Below are 502 nucleotides of genomic sequence, written 5' to 3' on the forward strand. Positions count from 1 at the left end.
GCTAATCCTGCTCCTGAAGAGGGAACAGCATCTTTCATCAAGTGACTAACATCGGCATAACCCACTGCCACAAACGCTCGGTTGATTTTCCATTTACACCAACCTCCACCACTAAAAGGTAATTTTGTCTGAAAATAACCGGTTTTTGGATCAGCCTTAACGTCCAGACTCAATCCGTTATAGGTTGGTACCTTATGAGGTGTCATAGTTGCACTAAACTCATACTCAAGACAATCTTTTGAGATATATTCTGCCGACACATACGGTTTTGTATATTTCGGCATGACACCCTCCACCGTTATCCACGGCCCCTTTCCATCAGATGAAAAGGGAAATAGCCAGTTAAAAAAGGTATCGCCCATCGACCAGTAAATAAAAGACAGCAGTAATAATGACAGTGTGATTTTTAATATCCTCATGCTGAAAGTTCCTTACCATCGCAGTAGTACTGTAAAGCCAGTTTCCCTTTTTCTTGTTGCTGGCTCACGGTCAATGATTTTTA

Annotated in this window: 1 pseudogene; it reads right to left on the bottom strand. The window is 41.6% G+C overall.

Going from position 1 to position 502, the window contains the following annotated elements:
* A pseudogene (locus OO184_RS24980) lies at positions 1–419 on the bottom strand (hypothetical protein); the annotation flags it as partial.
* Positions 420–502 lie beyond the last annotated feature (83 nt).

The organism is Photorhabdus aballayi, from assembly GCF_026153155.1.
Classification (GTDB): domain Bacteria; phylum Pseudomonadota; class Gammaproteobacteria; order Enterobacterales; family Enterobacteriaceae; genus Photorhabdus; species Photorhabdus luminescens.